This is a genomic window from Nocardia gamkensis NBRC 108242 (assembly GCF_001612985.1).
Classification (GTDB): Bacteria; Actinomycetota; Actinomycetes; order Mycobacteriales; family Mycobacteriaceae; genus Nocardia; species Nocardia gamkensis.
In genome coordinates, this window is record NZ_BDBM01000065.1 from 13,407 (window position 1) to 28,928 (window position 15,522).

The 15,522-nt window shown below is 65.9% G+C and carries 10 protein-coding genes; 9 read left to right on the top strand and 1 reads right to left on the bottom strand.

Going from position 1 to position 15,522, the window contains the following annotated elements:
- Nucleotides 1–2: 2 nt before the first annotated feature.
- The 6 genes from NG1_RS31615 to NG1_RS31630 all read left to right on the top strand — a co-directional run bounded on the left by NG1_RS31615 (nucleotide 3) and on the right by NG1_RS31630 (nucleotide 7,394).
- Nucleotides 3–1,532 (top strand): TrbL/VirB6 family protein, encoded by a 1,530-nt coding sequence (locus tag NG1_RS31615; protein WP_062977030.1) that lies wholly within the window; start codon nucleotides 3–5, stop codon nucleotides 1,530–1,532.
- A complete protein-coding gene (locus NG1_RS31620; RefSeq protein WP_084499344.1) occupies nucleotides 1,529–4,477 on the top strand; it encodes a PrgI family protein in 2,949 nt (982 codons plus the stop codon). The genes NG1_RS31615 and NG1_RS31620 overlap by 4 nt, the downstream gene beginning before the upstream one ends.
- Before the next feature lie 45 nt (nucleotides 4,478–4,522).
- Nucleotides 4,523–4,675 (top strand): hypothetical protein, encoded by a 153-nt coding sequence (locus tag NG1_RS37230; RefSeq protein WP_157114355.1) that lies wholly within the window; start codon nucleotides 4,523–4,525, stop codon nucleotides 4,673–4,675.
- A 17-nt stretch (nucleotides 4,676–4,692) separates the two neighbouring features.
- Nucleotides 4,693–5,136 (top strand): hypothetical protein, encoded by a 444-nt coding sequence (locus NG1_RS31625; RefSeq protein ID WP_157114356.1) that lies wholly within the window; start codon nucleotides 4,693–4,695, stop codon nucleotides 5,134–5,136.
- Nucleotides 5,137–5,803: 667 nt separating this feature from the next.
- On the top strand, nucleotides 5,804–6,034 hold the full coding sequence (locus NG1_RS36120; protein WP_084499347.1) for a helix-turn-helix domain-containing protein: 231 nt from the start codon (nucleotides 5,804–5,806) through the stop codon (nucleotides 6,032–6,034).
- Nucleotides 6,035–6,113: 79 nt separating this feature from the next.
- The gene (locus NG1_RS31630; protein WP_157114357.1) at nucleotides 6,114–7,394 is read left to right on the top strand and encodes a site-specific integrase; all 1,281 of its coding nucleotides are present in this window, start codon (nucleotides 6,114–6,116) and stop codon (nucleotides 7,392–7,394) included.
- Nucleotides 7,395–7,648: 254 nt separating this feature from the next.
- On the opposite strand, the gene NG1_RS36125 is transcribed toward NG1_RS31630, so the two are convergent.
- Complete coding sequence (locus NG1_RS36125) at nucleotides 7,649–8,119, bottom strand: putative phosphothreonine lyase domain-containing protein (protein ID WP_084499345.1); 471 nt, start codon at nucleotides 8,117–8,119, stop codon at nucleotides 7,649–7,651.
- A 242-nt stretch (nucleotides 8,120–8,361) separates the two neighbouring features.
- Here NG1_RS36125 and NG1_RS31640 point away from each other — a divergent pair, with 242 nt between their 5' ends.
- The 3 genes from NG1_RS31640 to NG1_RS31650 are packed head-to-tail and all read left to right on the top strand — an operon-like array spanning nucleotide 8,362 to nucleotide 15,514.
- On the top strand, nucleotides 8,362–9,504 hold the full coding sequence (locus NG1_RS31640; protein WP_210750135.1) for a restriction endonuclease-related protein: 1,143 nt from the start codon (nucleotides 8,362–8,364) through the stop codon (nucleotides 9,502–9,504).
- Nucleotides 9,501–12,737 carry an ATP-dependent DNA helicase gene (locus NG1_RS31645; RefSeq protein ID WP_210750136.1) on the top strand — a complete coding sequence of 1,079 codons (3,237 nt, stop codon included), beginning with the start codon at nucleotides 9,501–9,503 and terminating at the stop codon, nucleotides 12,735–12,737. Before NG1_RS31640 ends, NG1_RS31645 begins: the two co-directional genes overlap by 4 nt.
- Nucleotides 12,734–15,514 (top strand): RNaseH domain-containing protein, encoded by a 2,781-nt coding sequence (locus NG1_RS31650; RefSeq protein WP_062977038.1) that lies wholly within the window; start codon nucleotides 12,734–12,736, stop codon nucleotides 15,512–15,514. The genes NG1_RS31645 and NG1_RS31650 overlap by 4 nt, the downstream gene beginning before the upstream one ends.
- Nucleotides 15,515–15,522 lie beyond the last annotated feature (8 nt).

The window sequence follows — 15,522 nt, forward strand, 5'->3', positions numbered from 1 at the left end:
GCGTGGAGAACGCGATCGACGGGTTCTTCCAGCGGATCGTCGAGTCCGCGCTCAACCCCTTGCTCGAACTGCTGTCGGAAACCCTGCTCACCACACCGGAACCGGGGCAGATACCGCAGATCGGCGTGCTGTGGAACCAGTCGTGGCAGATCGTCACCGCCCTGTACGTGCTGGTGGTGATGGCGGCCGGGGTGCTGCTGATGGCGCGCGAGACCCTGCAGACCCAATGGTCGATCCGCGAACTCGCGCCCCGGCTGGTGGTCGGGTTCGTCACCGGGGCGTTGAGCATGATGATCGCCACGGCGGCAATCGGGTTCGCCAACGCCCTCGCAGGTGCGGTGGCCGGAGACGGTGTCGACTCCGCGTCGGCGGCCGATGCCCTGGCCGAGCTCGCGGTGACCAGCCAGAGCCACGGCTTTTTCCTGCTGCTGCATCTGGCGTTGGTGGTGATGCTGCTCGTGCTGCTCATCAGCTACGTCATCCGTGTCTCGATCACGATCGTGCTGATCGTGGCGGCACCGCTGGCGTTGATGTGTCACGCACTGCCCGGCCTCGACGGCGTTGCGCGGTGGTGGTGGCGTTCGTTCGCCGCCTGCCTGGCGATCCAGGTCGTGCAGTCACTGATCCTGGTGACCGTGCTGCGGGTGTTGCTCGCCCCGGGCGGATGGCACCTCTTCGGCCCGGACGCCAACGAGATCGCCGACCTCACCGTGGCTCTCGCGCTGATGTACGTGCTGATCAAGACCCCGTTCTGGCTGCTGTCGGTGCTCAACATCGGCCAAGGCCGCAGCTTCGTCGGATCGCTCGCGCGGGGCTTCATCGCCTACAAAACCCTCGGCCTGCTCAAAGGGGCCACGTCGAGCAGTGCCCAGACGGCCGCCTCGGCGGCACCGGCCCGGCGCGGCCCACGACCCGCCCGTGTCCCGCGCACGCCTCGCCCCGCCACCGGCAGCGCCGGACCTCCCGACCCGTATGCGCGGGCGCGCTCGACACGCGACGGACAGCTCATGCTGCCCCTGGGAGGAGTGCGCCGCGTCGCGCGGCAGCCGAGCCCGACACCGGCCGACTCGACCGGTACCACGCCGCCTCGCCCGCCCCGGACGCCGCGTGGACGGCAACTCGCGTTCGACTTCACCCCGCCGGACCCGTACCGGGGCATCCGGGCCGGGGCCGGAGGCCAGTACCCGCTCCCGATCCCGATGCGCCGGGTCCGGCCCACACCACCGCCACCGGCTCCGGTCCAGCCACCGGAACGCCCCCGCCCCCGGCGGCGGCCCGAACAGCTCGCCTTCGATTTCACCGAACCCACCCCGGCCGATCCTTACGCGCGGCTGCGGCCGACCCGTAGCGGCCAGTACCCGCTGCCGTTCCCGGTCACACGGGTCAAACCCGTTCCGCCGCCGCCGAACCCACCGCAGCCACCCGCGCCCGCCCCGGCGCGCCCAGCGGGGCGGCAGCTGCATCTGCCCATGCCCGATCTGCCCGTGCGCCGCCGAGCGCCACGCGCACCGAGAGGAGGCACCCTCCAGTGAGCACCATCGTGCGCATCCCCGCCGACGTCGACCGCTCCGACCGCATCCTGGGCCCCTTCACCGCCCGCCAGCTCGCCGTCCTCGCCACGGCGGCCCTACTGCTGTACTCGGCCTGGGCCGCGACCAGAACGGTCATCGCTCCGGCGGTGTTCGTCACCGTCGCGGCCCCAGTGTTCGTCGTGGTCGCGGTCGCCGTGCTCACCCGCCGCGACGGGCTGTCGGCCGACCTGCTGCTCGTGGCCGCGATCCGCCACCGCTACCGCCCACGGCACCTCGTCCGATCACACGGACGCACCCACGCCGAGACACCACGCTGGATCACCACCCGCACCAATCGATCCCGACCTCGCCCACCCGTCCCCACCGAGCTGTCCGCGAATCAGATACGCCTGCCCGAGTCGGTGTCCAACAGCGGCAGCGGTGCTGTCGGGGTGATCGACCTCGGCGCCGACGGGCTCGCCGTCATCGCGGTCGCCGGAACCCTCAACCTCTCGCTGCGCACCCCGGCCGAACAGGACAGCCTCGTCGGTCAGCTCGCGGGCTGGCTACACACCCTGCGACAGCCGGTGCAGATTCTGGTGCGCTCGGCGCGCCTGGACCTGACCGAGCACATCACCGGCCTGCACACCGCCGCCGCCCAGATGTCACCCGACCTCGCCGCCGCCGCGCTCGACCACGCCGATCACCTCGCCGAGCTGACCGCACGCGAGGACCCGGTCCACCGGCAGGTGCTGCTGATCTGGCGCGAACAGACCGAGACCCTGGCCGCCACCGGGCTGCGCGCCCGGCTGCCCGCCAGGAGCCGCGCCCGGCGGGCGTTGTCCGGTGGCGCTCGCCGAGCGGCCGAGTCCCGGTTGCTGCGGAGGATGAACGAGGCCGCCGATGTCCTTTCCCCACTGGGTATCTCGGTCACCGCACTCGATGACGTGGCGGCTACCGCCGTACTGACCAGCTGCACCAACCCGGAGGGCCTCGTCTCGGCCGCCGCCGACATCGCCGCCGCCGACGCGATCATCACCACCGATCCCCAAGTCCGGACACCCGACCCGTTCACCGGAGAGGGCCTCGACCGGTTCGCGCCGGAATCCCTCACCATCGGCACCCGACATCTGGAGATCGGCTCGGACTGGACCGCGACCCTCGCGGTCACCGGATACCCACGAGAAGTGACCGCCGGGTGGCTCGCGCCCCTTCTTTCACACTCCGGCCGGGTCGAGGTCGCGGTACATATCGAGCCCGTCGACCCGGCCACCGCCGCCACCCGGCTGCACCGCCAACAGGCACGCCTGGAGTCCTCCCGTATGCACGACCTCGGCCGAGGCCGCCTAACCGACCCGCAGGTCGACGTCGCGGTCGAAGACGCCGCCGACCTCTCGGCCCGCGTCGCCCGCGCCGAAGCGCGCCTGTTCCGGGTCGGGGTGTATCTCACCGTGCACGCCGCCTCGGAAAACGAACTGGCCGACGAGGTCGCCGCCGTGCGGGCGCTGGCCGCGAGCCTGCTCGTGGACACCTGCACCCTGTCCTACCGCGCCGCTCAAGCCTGGGCCACCGCCCTCCCACTCGGGCTCGATCTCATCCGGGTTCAACGGACCTTCGACACCACCGCCCTCGCCGCGGCGTTCCCTTTCGACTCCCCACAACTGCCCGCCGCCGACCCGGCCCAGGCCGCGCGCCCGCAGGGGGTGCTCTACGGCCGCGACGCCGCCTCGGGGCTGTTGTTTGTGGACCGGTTCGCCCCCGAAGCCCACAACCACAACCTCGTCATCCTCGGCCGCAGCGGCGCGGGCAAGTCCTACCTGGTCAAGACAGAGATCCTGCGCTCGCTGTATCGCGGCATCGAGCAGGTCGTCATCGATCCTGAAGACGAATACCGCCGCCTCGCCACAGCGGTCGGCGGCACCCACATCCGACTCGGCACGACCGAGGGGCGACTCAACCCGTTCGACCTGGAAATCCACACCCGCCCCGACGGACGCCGCACCGTCCCCACCGACGCCCTCACACGACGGAAGCTTCTCCTACACACCCTCATCCAAGTCCTGCTCGGCGACCAGAACCCCGCGCAACGGGCAGCATTGGACACGGCCTTGGCGGCGACCTACGCCGCTGTCGGGATCACCGAGGACCCCGCCACCTGGACCCGCCCCGCGCCGACGCTGAGCGGACTGCGTGACCAACTCGCACGCCTCGCCACACCGGCTGCCGGGGAGTTGGCCGCCGCGCTGCACCCGTTCGTCGGCGGCGGGGCCTACGCCGGATTGTTGGACAGGCCGACCACCACCGACCCCGCAGGCGGGCTGGTGGTGTTCTCCCTGCGGGAGCTGCCCGAGGAGCTGAAGACGATCGGGACCCTGCTGGTGCTGGACGCGACCTGGCGGCGGGTGTCGAGCCCGGCCGATCGGCGGCCCCGCATGATCACCGTGGACGAGGCGTGGCTGCTCATGCGCCAACCCGCCGCCGCCGAGTTCCTGTTCAAGGCAGCCAAGAGCTTCCGTAAACACTGGGCCGGACTCACCGTCGCCACCCAGGACAGCGCCGACGTCCTGTCCACCGAACTCGGTCGCGCGATCGTCTCCAACGCCGCCACCCAGATCCTGCTGCGCCAAGCCCCACAAGCCATCGACGAAGTCGCCGCCGCGTTCCGGCTCTCCGACGGCGAGCAACAATTCCTGCTCTCCGCGGCGCGCGGCAGCGGCCTGCTCGCGGTCGGGGGCACCGACCGGGCGGTGTTCGGGTCGCTGGCCTCACCCACCGAAAACGTGTTGATCACCACCGACCCCAGCGAACTCGCCACCACCGGAGACACCGACATCGACCTCGATCGGATGCCGTCGAGGGCCATACTCACCGAACCCGAACCTACTGAGGCCGCCACGGATCTCGGCGACTTCGACACCGACACTGACACCGGTGAAGAGGTGGTTCTCAACGGAGGTGTGGCATGAGCGGATTCGCCGCTGCCGCACCACCGGACGTCGTCTCGTCGCGGCATGACCATGCCCGACTACGTCGGCCCCGGTGGCGGCGTTCCTGCGACCTCGACCCGTGACTTGCAGGACCCGGCGCTGTCGCTGCCGCTGGCCGGGCACACTACCCGCCACCGCCTCGCCGCCCTGCCCCTCCCACCCGCCCGCGCCGCCTGACCGACCAGGGAGCCCCGATGTGTGCTGACCACGCCCCGATCCCGTTCAACGCCCGACAGCGCCGCACCCACCGCCCCGAACCCGACCAGCCGACCGGACCGACTTTTGGTGACGGGAAGGGCCGGATGTGGGTGGGGCCGACCAGTGAGCAGACCCGCCGTCTGGTTGCCGAAAGCCGGATACGGCAAGGGCTGCCACCCCAGATCGACAACCTGGCCGCGATCGAGTCTCTCGCGTTGTTCCTGCGCAACGCACTCAACACCCTCCCCCAGGATCCAGACGAGGACCAAGCCAACTACCGATCCCGGCGAACTCGCACGGCCGAAGATCACGATGGCACCGACGTCGATATCGATGCGCTGGCACCGCTAGGTGCGCCCACCGAACCCGTTATCTCTCCGACGATTCCGCGCCCACGGAAGTCCACTGCGATGAGGGCCAATTCGACCCTGGCGAGATGAAAGATACGAGGCTCTACAACGGTGCGACGTGAGCCCCATCCGCTATCTCTGGGCTGCCCAAACGCTGCGGAAACGGTGTCCTTGGGCGGAAGTAGTTGGCGAACCAGTCGTCTCCTCCGGTTGCTAGGAATAGGGCTCACACGATCCAGCCAATACGGGAAAGCACCCCCGATGCCGCAGGAGCGTGACACTCGTGAATCTGCACGTTCGATGACTGAACCGTCTACTGGCAACCGGGCAATCCGCAATTTGTCGCTGGTGAAGGCCGAAGAGATCAGCCGCCGTGGGGCCCTCGTTGCCCATCGATTAACGACGCGCCGGTGCAGCCCCCTGGATAGGGCGCTGGTCGCGGATCGGGCGTGGTCGGCCCCGGGGGTACGGAATCGGCCGATGCTGCGGCAGAAACGTTGGAGGAGAAGGCAGTTGGCGACTTGATAGTCGCGGAGCATTCATATGGTGCAGGGAAAGGATATTCATGGACGAGGAATTCTCGGACGAGACGGTCGTCATCTCACACTGGCACCCGCGGCGAAATAGGAGTCAGAGCTCCATAGTGGTGCTTGACAATTTGTTCCATATGGAGCGTTGATGGTTGGTATCCGAATATGCGGAGCATATATCGGTATTGATGTGAGGGGTTCGTGTCGAATTCAGATCGGGAGTGGGCATGGTAGATAGGTTTTCAAGTTGGCTGACGACTGACGATGTTGCGAGCCGATTGAAGATACCGCCGAAAACGCTGGCCAACTGGGCGTCGCTTGGCAAAGGTCCCCGCTTCGCCCGCATCGGCCGACATCGGCGATATCGGTTGGAGGACTTGATCGCCTGGGAGCAGGCGATGCTTGCGCAGGGTGGCGGCCATGATCCCCGCCAGATTGAGCATCGAGATGCCGCGTGACAGAGGCGGAACCATGAGCGACTTGTCGTATTCGAATTCATCCGGGTTGGTCGATAATCCTTCAGTGAGGAAATAGCCAGTGCCACAGCGCAAGCCTGTCCCTGCATTGCGGGCATTGAAATCTTACGACACCTGGCATCTCCGGGAACGAGACGCGAGTGGTCGAAAACTGAAATCATCCAGCCACGGTAAAGGCAAGCAGTGGAGAGGTGCATATCAAGACGGAATTCGACATGCTCCGCACACGCGCGGATTCGACACTTCCAAAGCGGCCGATGCGTGGGCGCAGGAACAAGTAGCCGCGATCAAAGCCGGGCAGCACATCACCAAAGAAGCATCGCGGGTCATGATGGACGCGTGGTGCTGGGAATGGCTAGATCTCCAGGCGATCGATCCAGGCACCTTCGGTGGCTACCGGAGCAAGATCAAGCTTATCCTTCAGTACCTCGACGGACTCGCGGTCCACGAAGTGCGTGAGCCGCATGTCCTGAAACTAATGACCGGCCTGCACCGCGCGGGTTATTCGTTCGACTACAGAGTCGATACCCATCGCCTGCTCACCCGGATCATGGCCGCAGCGAAACGAGCTGAACTGACCGTGGTGATGCCCTGCTCGACCGAGACCTACGCTAAACCGAACCGGGATCGCCCAAAGGTCCCCACATACTGCCCGACGATGACAGAGTTCTGGACCTTCTTCCACATGATGCCCGAAGAAACGCGCATCGCGGTCGCGCTCGGAGTCGGTGTCGGGCTTCGGCTGAGCGAAGCGCTCGGCGCGAACATCGAGGATCTGAACATCGAGGCTTGCACCTACCAGCCCGTGACCCAATACAAGCCATCCCGGCGAGTCGATGGGAAGAGGATCGGCGCGCACGACGGCCCTCTGAAGACCGACACATCCGGTACGGAGATCCCGGTCGACCCATGGGTCGTGGACTGGCTGGTGAGCCAGTTGGGCGGACGAACCACCGGCAAGTTCGTCAAGTTCGAAGCGAGTCGCTCGGGTGGTCGCATGTCCCAAAAAGCGTTGCGGAACCGTGTCTACGCCGCTGTATCGGCGCTCGGTGGGGAACCAGCGAAGCTAGTGCCCTGGGGTCCAGACGGAAAGATGCGCCAGCAGATGGGCTTTCACTCACTCCGGCATCTCTACGGCTCGCTGTTGGCCGACGGGGCCTACAGCCTGGCGGACGTGACCCGGCGCATGCGGCACCGGAACAACACCACCACTCTCGACATCTACACCCACCTGGTGGATGGACAGCGGGACGCGGCGCTGACTATCGGAGAAGCGCTACGGCGCGGGCTGCGGGACTACCGAAAGGCGGCAACTGGAATGCGTATTGTCGGCGAAACATAGCGGCCCGGCTGACATACTGCCAGAGCCGATCAGCGATTTCGGCAACCCAGCGCACACCTCGCGGTGCTGCCGGAGCAGGCCATCTGCATCTCGATGCTCGACTAATCGACGCAGCGATTAGTGAAGTCGAAGGATCCGCCGTCGATGCCCCAGGAGATGATGCGGAACAGCTTTTCGTCGGCGTGGTCAGAGCTGCTGGGAGAGTGCAGTCGTTGTTTCGTATTTGCGCTATCTCGAGTTGGCGAGCGCATTGCTCATCTGCTCAACGGCTTGGAGCGGGTGGTGATTCGATCGATGATGTCTGACGAGCCGGATGGGCTGACGTAGGTTCCGGCGTGGCGCCCGTAGATGCCGGTGGTTGTAGCTTCGTCGGTCTTGTATGTCAGCCGCCAGGTGATGCCGAGTGATCGGAGTCCACGCAGGACTCGTCGGACATCGTCCACATCTCGCCAGTCGGTGGTGTAGACGACGATGGGCCTACGTGTTGGATCCGTTTGGTGAGGGTTGGGGCGGGCTGTGGCGACCTTCGCGCCTGGTCCGAGTTTGCCGTCTTGAACGGCTTCTTTCACGATCTGCCAGTACTGATTGAGGTATCGAATTGGGACGAACACCAACCACTTTCCCGAAGTCGCCTCTCCGAGCTGAGGTCGTCCTTCAGCTCGGACGTGGATCCACCACTGGTCGGTTACTTCGGTTGGTAGGCGAACATTGTCTACTGGTGACACAGCAGGGTCTCCTTGCCTTGCCGACTGGTGCCCACTCTATGAACCGCCACCGACAAGTACTCGTTGTGGCTACTGGCAGCCACCGGACACGAAGTGCCAAATGTCTGGACCTGGCACCTCTGCGGTCGACCCGCCTTCGGCCTTGGCGCGAAGGTGCCGTTTGCGCCGAGAGCGTCACATAAGACAATTAACCATGGTTGAGCGCTGACGAGATTGTCGGTGGTCGTCTCTATGGTGCCGGTATGTCTTCGACCGTGACCGAGGTTGATCAGCGCCGCCGCGATCAGGCGATCACTGCCTGCTGCCTGGCTGCCGCTGCCCTCGGAGATCCTGATCTGACGCCCCGCAGGCAGGGGCGTGCGTTGATGAGTTGCCTGGGGGTTCTGGCCTCGACATATCCGGTGGGGCAAGCTCCGACCATGGCGCAGTTCCGCAGCGGCCTCTCTCGCCCGTTGCGGCAGTTGCTCCCCGATGGTGTCGACTCGATCGGAGTCGGTGATCTGGTACTGCTCGACGGAATGGGGCAGTTCAGTGACGAGGCCCGCGACCTATGTGTCGAGCACCTAGTGCCCTCGGTGGCGTTGGAAGAGCACTGGCCGTGGGCCAGGGTCGCCATGGAGCAGGAGGAGCGGCGCATCTACGAGGTGCTGCGACGGTTGCCGGCGAAGGACTACACCCGAGCCCGCGAGCTGCTTGTCGATGAGCCTTCCGGAGACCTGCGCGATTTGCGCCGTACCTGGGACGCGATGTGGGGACGGTTCGAGCACTACGAGCGCATCGTGGAATGGGCATGGTGCCAGATTCGCGGATGGTGGTTCGCGTGTCCGACTTGCCGTTGGCCGATGCGCGTGGTCGGCGCAGGTGCGGTTGTGGAGGTGCGTTGTGAGGCACACGCGCGCAATGGCATCACCTACACCTGCCACACCGACGGACCTACCGACCGCGCTCCCGTCCTTCAACCCGCAGGCCCACACGCGAGCGAGGTCAAGGCTCGACCGGCTACCCCAGAGTCGCGCGCGGTGTCACGGGTGATCTGGCGTTATGTGACCCTGCCGGGCATCTTGGAGTGCGACCTGCGTGACCACGCCCGTGCGGCTGGCGCGAAAGTTGATATGTGGCCTCACAAAGATCGCTACGATCTGCGAATCACACTGAAGCGGAAGGTGTGGAGGGTTGATGCCAAGGCGTGGGCGTCCCCAGTCGCACTCGGAGAGGCGCTACGCGAGACGGAACCGGCCGAGCCCGGATTGATCATCGTGATTCCGGACCACCAACGCAGTAGCCGCGACCTCCTGGCCGCCATGTTGCGCGGTACTGGCTACCGGGTCATGACGGCGACCGACCTGAAGAACGATGTCGACAAGTCCGCGGGGGTACAGCGGTGACCAGTCTGCGCCAGTTGGCTACGCAGATCGCATGTGCGTTCTCTGAGGAGTTCTTCGGGTTCCCTGGCGCCGACGGCCGCACCGTCGTCCCACTGGACCAAGCGGGTCTGATCGCCTCGGGCAGGATGGATCTGTGGTCGGACTGGCCCGACCAGCCCGAGAACACCCAGCGGCTGGTGGGACAGTTCCTGCGACTCCGCCACAACGAGCTCGGCTCGCCCCGGCGGTTCCTCGAAGCAGCCCGCAAGCTGCGCCACGATCAGAACAGTCCTTACCAGGTGCCCGACGAGATTCCCGACAACGCGGTCACCTGCGTGATCGCCCGGCACGGCCAGCACCCACTTGAACTCGCGCAGCGTCTGCTCGAGGAGGCCGAAACAAAGTATCTACAGGGCCGGCGTCCGCTACCGGTGGCCGGACCCGGCAAGTACAGCTTCGGCTGGCATGGCGAGTCCACAGTCGAGCTGCCGATCACCGTGCACGGGGCCACGGTCGCCCCTGTTGTGCTGGACACAGCCGGGAAGGTGGATGACGTCAAAGTCAGCCCGGCCGAGCTCAAGGCACTGGCAAACCATCTGGCTCAGGTTTCGGGAACCTCGCCCTGGCAGAGCGGCATTATCGAGGAGCTGTTCGACAAGCTGCGCGACGTCGATGACTTGCCTGTGACCGAGTTGCTGCTGCGAGCTGGTGGCATCCGGTTGCTCAACGCGCCTACCGGAGTCGGTAAGAGCGTGCTGACCCGGTTGCTGGCAGTCCATTTGGCACGGCAGGGCGTTCCCGTGGCGATCGTGGTGGGCACTATCCACGACGCCCTTAGCGCCGCCGAGCAGATCGCTGATGAGGAGGACACCGCGCGGCGCCTGACCGCGAGTATCGAGCACGACCTCGCCGTCCTGGGCACGCCCGCTCGGTGTGTAGCCCTGGTGTCTCCGCGGCGGCTGGACGAAAAGGCTACTCAGGCGGCCGAACGCGGTGAGTGGGATCGCTTCGACCAGCTGGGTTATGGCTGCGTTCTGCCCGCCCTCACCGTCGACGGCCCGCCGCCTGCCGCACCGGACGAGCCTTGCACCTCCCTGCGTGCTCTGCCTGAGCCCGACCAGGAAGAGACCAGCCCTGACAAGAAGGGTAGGCAGGCCAAGGCTGATGCAGACCAGCGGTACGCCTGTCCCATGCTGAGCGCGTGCGGGCGACATCGAGGGTTCCACAATGCCGCCGCGGCCGACATCATCGTCACCAACCACCACAACCTGATCCACGGCACGGTGCCGATACCTGTACGAGTCGACGGCATCGACCACAGCCGTATGCCGGTGCTGGAGTTCTTGATGCGTCGCTGTCCGGTGCTGATCATCGACGAGATCGACCTGTTGCAGAGCAACATGTTCGACGCCGGTGCCCGGCAACTGGTGCTCGCAGCCAGCGGCGGGCGACAAGAGCTGCCCCTGGCCCAGCTCGACACCCAACGCACGATGCTGATGCCCGCTGAGGACCGTGAAGTTTTTCCAGCCCTGTCTCGCACCCGATTCCTGGCTGACCAGTTCCTCAACTACGTACTGGAACAGGACCTTTGGTTGGAGGCAGACCTCGACCGCCCAGGCTCCGGCTGGCATGTCCCCGGCGCCAACGACCGCATGCTGCTCCAAGCCCTGTTCGGTGTCGAGGACGCTATCGACGGGATCGCACCGGAAATTTACGAGCAGTTCAACGCCTTGTTCCCAGATACTCGCGAGGTCAACGGCGGAACGCCGCCGCGCAAGATGCGCAAGGTCGCCACTCTGCTGCGCGCGGTCGTCAGCAACGACACCGGCCAGGACCGGATTCGCGAGGTCACGCACAGCCTGCACCGCACGCTGGCCCGACGAGTGCGGGATAAGGATCTGCGCCGCGCCGTGGTCAATGCCCTGCTCGTGCGGACATGGCTTGGCGCGCTCCACCAATCGCTGACTCGGCTGACCTTTGCGGTCAGCTCACCAGGCACTGAGCTTCCCGCGGCACGCGTGCTCGCAGACAAGCTCGGCAACTTCGTCCAGCACGCCACGATCCCCTATGGCCCGCTCGGGTATCTGCTGTTCGGGTTCCGCGTGGACAAGGTGTCCGACCCCTACCCGCAGGGCAAGCTGTCGGTGCAGGCCATCGCCGGCGACCCGCACACCACCATTGCGCAGCTGGGCGGCACGGTGGCCTTGGCCACCGCGGGTGTGCAACGGATCGTCTTGGGCTTGTCTGCCACGGCGTTTTTCCCCGGCGCCGCCCGTGAGCACATCAAGGCCGAAGTCACCTACGCCATGACCGACGCGGCGCCCGGGGCGTTCACCACCCGAGCGGGCAAGGCGCTCGACGAGGAGTTCCAGGCCATCCACATCGGTGGCCGCTCCGAGTCCCAGAAGCCTGACGCGATCCGGGAACTCGGCAAGACCCTGTGGGATCAGCACCTGGACAGACACCTACGCAAGCTTGCCGAGACCGCGCCCGATCGGGAACTGTGCATGCTGGTCGGCAACTCCTACAAACATGCCGCGCTGCTCGGTGCGGGGATCGCCTCACACGTCGGCGACCCGAGCTGGGTTGCCGTTGTCGTGCCGAAAGACCATCGCTCTTCTGCCGTGGCGTTGCCGTCCGGGGTGGTGCGTGTGACGGTGGAGGATCTGGAGGCACTGCCGCGCGAGTATCCGAATGTCAAGGTCTGCATCGCGCCGTTGAGTTTGGTGGCGCGTGGTCTCAACATCCTGGTACCCGGTGACCAGCGCTCCGCGCTGGCATCGGTCTGGGTGTGCGTGCGTCCACCGACTCAACTGACCGACTCGGCCGAGATGTTCGCCAGCGTCAACTCCCATGCGCTCAACATCGGCATCCCTGGTCCGGACCCCGCAGCCGTACTGAACGAGCAACGTCAGGCCGCGTTCTCACGGCTCTACCACATCCTGGCCAGCGATCCCCGATTCAGCAGGCTCAGCCGCGTGCTCAAAGCCGAAGCCGTAGCGGGGATGCTCGTCGACCTGATCCAGCTCGCCGGACGCGCTCGCCGAGGCGGCACTCCGGTCGAACTCTACCTGGTCGACGGTGCTTTCCACGACGCCAAGTTCGGCAGCGACCTGCCGGGCCTGCTGCGCTTCTACTACGACAACCTGACCCCAGCCAGCCAGCGTGCACTGAGCCGAATCTACGGCTCCACACTGGTGTCCTGGCTCGACTTCGCCGGGATTGACCACACTTCCGAGGACGACAACCGATGACCATGGGCGATGACAAGCTGCACTTGCTGGCCTACCCGCTGACCGCAGAACTGCACGGGGTGGTGCGTGTCTACCGCTTCCCGGAACGAGCCCGCGACGTTTGGAGCGACTTGCTCGATCGCTACCGCGACATCACCGGTTCCCACGGAAACTTGCCCTACGCGGGCTTGGCCACCGCGCTACGCGCCATCGGCCGCACCAGCGTCAACCTATTTCCGACCAGCCGCAGCAACCCACCTCGGCAAATGATCAGTCGTCGCAGCCTGGACAGCCGCGACATCCACGACGCCGTGGTCCTGTGGGAACAGGCTCTGCTCAGGGTGCCCGAGGACGAGATGAGCTTTTCCTACGCCAGCGAACTGGCGGAACTCCTCGCCAGCATCGAGCCCGATGAGGTCGTGTTGGGCAACGAGATCAAGCGGGTGGGTGACCAGCCCGATGCGGCCTATTGGGTGTACGACGCGGCCACCTGGGAAGTGGCCCAACAACTGGCCGACCGAACGTGGAAGATCGACGACCGTGAAATCGCCCTGCGGGCAGACACCCAGGGAAACCTGCTGGTCTGGAACAAGGACCTGCTGTGGACCGGCCAGTGGGACAACGACGAGAACAACCCGTCCTATGCCGCGCTTCGCGTGCAACTAACGATGAAGACGCTGCCCTGGATGCGCGACCCGGTCGTTGTCGTCGACCCCTCGGTGTCCAGGCTCAGTCGCTGGCTCAACTCATCCCGCACTGCCTGGCTGGCCCAGCGCTCGACACAGGATCCGCTGCTCACGCTCGCCGTCGAAGGCCGCGGCCCAGCGACCCGGATCGAACGCACCAGCGACATCGCCCTCACGGTGTGGGCACGCCTGGGCGGCGAGACCCTGATCCGGCCAGAAGATCGCAACCTGACCGGCGAACCCGGCAGACTGCGTGCACTGGTCCCGAAGTCCGTACGCTTCCCGATCGGCCGCGGCGTCGGCATGCACACCATCCGTGAACTCAGCAGTCACCTCTCCACGGTCCTGGATACGCCCAACATCATCGCCCGCAACGTAGCTGGCCACAGATTCCCCAAGGGCACGCGCCGACAAGTGACAGCGGGCCGGGACACCGACCTGCTCGACGAATCCGCCCTGCCCACAATCATTGAAGCATCAGGCTGCCGACGCCTACGGATCCTCGTCCTCTACCGCCACCAGCACACCCGGACCCGGCTCCAGCGCCTGCTGGCCTACCACTTCAACCGCCCCGACCTCGCCGACATCGGCATGCCAGAGGACGAACCGACACTGATCGGCGACCACGTCGAAATCATCTTCCACCAGGCCGCCGCATTGCTGGCCCACGGCGACCACTCCGGCCGAGCTGAGCTCTTGGCTGCGGTGCCTCACCTCGACGTAACCGGCGACACACGGATCGTGGCGCTGTGCGAGACCGAGTACGACGCGCGCGCATGGGCCGCGCAACGCAAGCAGTCCCGTCGACCCGACAGTACGGTGGACGACCCTGATTTGACCGACGCCAAGCACCCTCTCAACCGAATGCTTGCCCAGCACCACGTACTTGCCCAGTTCATCACCACCAGGCCCTCGCCCAAATCAGACACCGAGCTGGCGGCGAAGACGAGCGAAGGGAACGTTAACGACGGTACCCAGTTCGGCAACAACGAGACCGCTCCCAGCGAGGAGAATGACCTGCTGACCAAGCTGGGACTCAGCCTGAAGAAGGATCATCCGGGTCACAACGCAGTCGCCGACATGCTGCGAGCCGCTGGTCTGATCCATCCTCGACTCAGCCGAGCGCTTGCCTACGGCCGCTACGGTTTGAGGGAGCCTGTCGCGTTCGTCGGCCTTCACATCCGGGAACAGCGAGGGGCACGTTGGACTTCGGCGGGACCGCGCCTGAGCTGGTCGCTGGTGGCGCTCATCCCCGACGGAGACCACTGGCACACCAAGGCATATCAACCCAAACGACACCCGCGTGGGGGAACAACTGGCTGGCAGGACTACTTCGCCGCGAACACTGCCTTTCGCTCGCACTCGCTGCCGGAAGGTAAACGCCAAGACCTCTCGCTCGTCGACAGCATTGACACCGCACTCGGCCAACTCCAAGACCACCTCGACACAGCCACCGGCTACGTCCTCCTGGTTTCTGGAGACAGCTCCCGCGCCCTGTGGCCGCTCCTCGCCAACAAAAACCTCGACCTGCGTCCGGACTCAGCAGGCCGGATCAACGACCGGCCTGCGCTCCCAGGGTGCAGCCCCTCCAGTGGTCATCGCCCGCGGGCCATCGTTCGCGTGACCTCCGGCTCCCGTGACCTCCCCCGGCCGGTCGAGTTGCACGTTGGCGTAGACGAGAGACAGGCGGAAGGAAGCGTCCAGAAGGAGCCTCACATCAAGAAGACCACCGAGGGTCTCTACCAGCTCGACGGGGCCCAGAACACATGGATCCTGTCCAACATCCCGCGCCAGTTCACAGGCGGGCGTCGGTACAGCCGGGCGGGAGAGCACAGCAGCCGTTGGGCCGCCGACAACGAAGCTGGCCAACACACCTGGTATGCCCACACAACCACCGAGATCGTCGTGGTCGGCGCAGACACCGACCCGATTCGCTACGCCATCGCCGCCGCACGGCTCTGCGACCACGCCGTCTCATGGGACGGCCGCACCAGCTACCCGGCGCCCATCCACCTCGCGGCCAAAATGGATAAAGACCACCCCGACTATCGCCGCACCATCGACCCCGACGATGAGGTAGACCTCGACGAACTCAAAGACGGCGTCGTCTAATCTGAGGC